Origin of the sequence: Ligilactobacillus murinus DSM 20452 = NBRC 14221 (assembly GCF_001591685.1) — a bacterium.
GTDB lineage: Bacteria > Bacillota > Bacilli > Lactobacillales > Lactobacillaceae > Ligilactobacillus > Ligilactobacillus murinus.
Genome location: NZ_BCVJ01000088.1, coordinates 1 through 3,200, shown reverse-complemented (window position 1 = coordinate 3,200; position 3,200 = coordinate 1). Strand labels below are relative to the sequence as shown.

General features: G+C 41.9%; 3 protein-coding genes. 2 read left to right on the top strand and 1 reads right to left on the bottom strand.

What is annotated here, in order from left to right; all coding sequences use genetic code 11:
• The first annotated feature begins 12 nt into the window (after nucleotides 1-12).
• Entirely contained in the window at nucleotides 13-1,413 is a 1,401-nt protein-coding gene (locus LMU01S_RS09730) for a glycoside hydrolase family 32 protein (RefSeq protein WP_156470415.1), read from the top strand.
• A gap of 42 nt (nucleotides 1,414-1,455) precedes the next feature.
• Entirely contained in the window at nucleotides 1,456-2,433 is a 978-nt protein-coding gene (locus LMU01S_RS09725; protein WP_056959825.1) for a LacI family DNA-binding transcriptional regulator, read from the top strand.
• A gap of 65 nt (nucleotides 2,434-2,498) precedes the next feature.
• Here the strand turns inward: LMU01S_RS09725 and LMU01S_RS09720 are convergent.
• On the bottom strand, nucleotides 2,499-3,200 hold a 702-nt coding region (locus LMU01S_RS09720; protein ID WP_169795913.1), incomplete at its 5' end, for a Rib/alpha-like domain-containing protein.

Below are 3,200 nucleotides of genomic sequence, written 5' to 3'. Positions count from 1 at the left end.
GAATTTTATATTATGAAAAAAATGATCGAATTAACTAACGACCGCTACCGTTTAGGCTACCATGTCAGTGCCCCTGCTGGTTGGATAAATGACCCAAATGGTTTTTGTTACTACAAAGGATACTACCACATCTTTTATCAATATCACCCTTATTCAGCTGATTGGGGTCCAATGCATTGGGGCCATGCCCGAAGTAAAGATCTGATCCATTGGGAAAGCTTACCGATCGCGATCGCTCCAGATACAAAAGCCGATGAAGATGGCTGCTTTTCTGGCAGTGCGATCGTTAAAGATGATGTCTTATATCTCATCTACACGGGGCATCATTACTATGGTGACGGTGATCCTGATCACTTTTGGCAAACACAAGATCTTGCTTATAGTACTGATGGGATCAATTTTACCAAATATGAAAATAACCCGATCATTGCCTTGCCTCCAACTGATAACACCCACCATTTTCGCGATCCAAAAGTTTGGCAAAAAGATGACTTTTACTACATGATCCTAGGCAGTCAAGGTAAAGATGGGCACGGTCGTGTGATCACTTACCGTTCCAAAGATCTAAAAGACTGGCAATATCTGGGTGCGATCACTAAAGCGAAGTCACTAGCAACTGAAGGCTATATGTGGGAATGCCCCGACTTTTTTGAACTAGCAGGCAAAGATGTTTTATTGCTTTCACCGCAAGGGATCAAAGCTGACGGGCAAAAATACCTTAATTTATTCCAAACAGGTTATTTTGTCGGAGAATATGACTATCAAAAAAATAGCTTTAGTCATGGATCATTCATCGAACTTGATCACGGACATGATTTTTATGCGACTCAAACAATGCTTGCCCCAGATGGCCGGCGCTTAGTCTTTGGTTGGATGGATATGTGGGAAAGTGACTTTCCTGAAAAGGCTGACGGTTGGGCCGGAGCTTTGACTTTACCACGTGAATTAATTTTAAAGGATGACAAACTTTACATGCGTCCGATCAAAGAACTAAGTCAATTGCGAACTGCCAAACTTGCCACCTGGGATAAAAATTTGACGCAAAAAACTTTGCTCTGTGAAGGTGAAAAACAAGCCGAGCTCGAGCTAACACTTGACTCTGCTGATTTTAGTCTCACCTTGAATGATCCCAAGACAAGTGCTCAAATAAAGCTTTCTTTTGACCAAAAGCCGCAAACTTTTATCCTTGAAAATGGAGATGAACGTTACGCTACGATCGCTCCCAAAAGTAAGCTCAAATTACAACTCTTTATCGATACTAGCTCACTTGAGATCTTTATCAATGATGGAGAAGCCGTTTTTACTGAACGCTTTTATTTTGAGAAAGCTCCTGAAGTCTGGCTAGATACGAGAGCCAAATGTGATATGCAGCTCTATCGTTTAGGTAAGGCGATCACTTTTGATAAACATTGAGCCTAAAAGTCTGTTAAAATAGATCGCAAAGGAGAAGAAGTCATGCGTCCAAAATTAGAAGATGTCGCCAAATTGGCCAATGTATCTAAAACGACAGTCTCACGGGTCCTAAATAACCGTGGCTATCTGAGCCAAGAAACGATCGACCGCGTTTATCAAGCCGTAAAAGAGCTAAACTACCAACCAAATGTAGTCGCACGTCAATTATACAAAAAGCAAACACGCATCATTGGGCTTCTTTTCCCAACGATCGCTAATCCTTTTTTTGGTGAATTAAGTGCCGAACTCGAAAAAAGGCTTTATAACGAAGGCTTTAAAGTTTTGATCGGTAATTCGATGAATGATCCTAAAAAAGAAGCACACTATTTAAACCAATTACTGACTAAACAAGTCGATGGTTTGATCGTTGGGACTCATAATCGCGGGATCAAAGAATATAATTATGCTCACCTACCTGTTGTTGCGATCGATCGTAATATGAATCAAGATATTCCTGTGATCGAATCAGACAACTATAACGGGGGCGTCTTAGCTACGACGCATCTGATCAACCAAGGAGCTAAAAAGATCATCCATACAAATGGTCCGATCGAATTAGAGTCACCTACCAAGCGGCGCCGTTTAGCTTATGAAGATACGATGAAGGCTTACGGTTTAACGCCGATCACAGTAACCGTTGATTTTAATATCCCCTATATCGAGAAAAAAAAGATCTTTACTCAGATCTTTAAAGATCACCCCGATCTTGATGCTATTTTTGCTTCAAATGATGTTGATGCTGCCCTGATCATGCAAGTTGCACTAGAGCAAGGCCTGCATGTCCCTAAAGACCTATTGCTCGTCGGCTATGATGGAACTCAGATAATTCAAAACATCTTACCTGGGCTTACTACAGTCGTCCAACCGCTCGAACAGATCGCTCAAACAGCGATCACCGTGCTCAAGCAACGCTTAAATAATGAGCCAACTGACACTGAATATATCTTGCCTGTAACTTTACACAAGGGCATCACTGGTTAAACAAAAAAGCCGAGACTAGTAGCATATAAGCTATATCTAGTCTCGGCTTTTTGTCGATCATTGCTTTATTTATCTTGGAAATGTTTCTTGTTTAAAGGTTTAGCTCCCAGCATACCTGCTAGTAAAGAGATAAGCACTCCGAGCCAAACTTGACCGACCGTGTTCTTTTCGCCAGTTTGTGGCAAGGCATTTTTGTTGGTACCTTTAGTTTGCGTTTGTTCTTTGCGTTTATCAGCTGTTGTGCTTGCACCATCCACGACTACCTTGACTGGTACTTCGTCTTGGCTTTTATCTGGATATGTCACCACTACTGTACCGCCATGTTCTCCTGGAGTTGTCACATCTAATGGTGTTTTCCAACTGTACTTTGTATCTGTTGGTAAATCTGCTTTATTGGACACTCCTGTTTGAGCTTCTGGTTGCTTACCTTGGGCTGTCGTTACTTTCTGACCTTGTGGTTTGTATTTTTCAGCATCTGTTACGGTTTTTTCAGGTACTTTTACTACCACTTTAACTGGTACTTCGTCTTGGCTGCCATCTGGGTATGTTACCGCTACTGTAGCTTCATGCACTCCTGGAGTTGTCACGTCTAACGGAGCCTTCCAACTGTACTTTGTGGCTGTCGGTAAGTCGCCTTTATTAGACACTCCTGTTTGAGCTTCTGGAGTTTTCCCTTGGGCTGTCGTCACTTTCTGACTTTGTGGAGTATACTTATCGGCATCCGTTACGGTTTTTTCAGGTGCTTTTACTACCACTTTAACTGGCAC

Bases quoted from the DNA above. Each gene is read 5' to 3' on its own strand.
- LMU01S_RS09730 (WP_156470415.1), top strand. From the start codon at position 13: ATGAAAAAAATGATCGAATTAACTAACGACCGCTACCGTTTAGGCTAC.
- LMU01S_RS09725 (WP_056959825.1), top strand. From the start codon at position 1,456: ATGCGTCCAAAATTAGAAGATGTCGCCAAATTGGCCAATGTATCTAAA.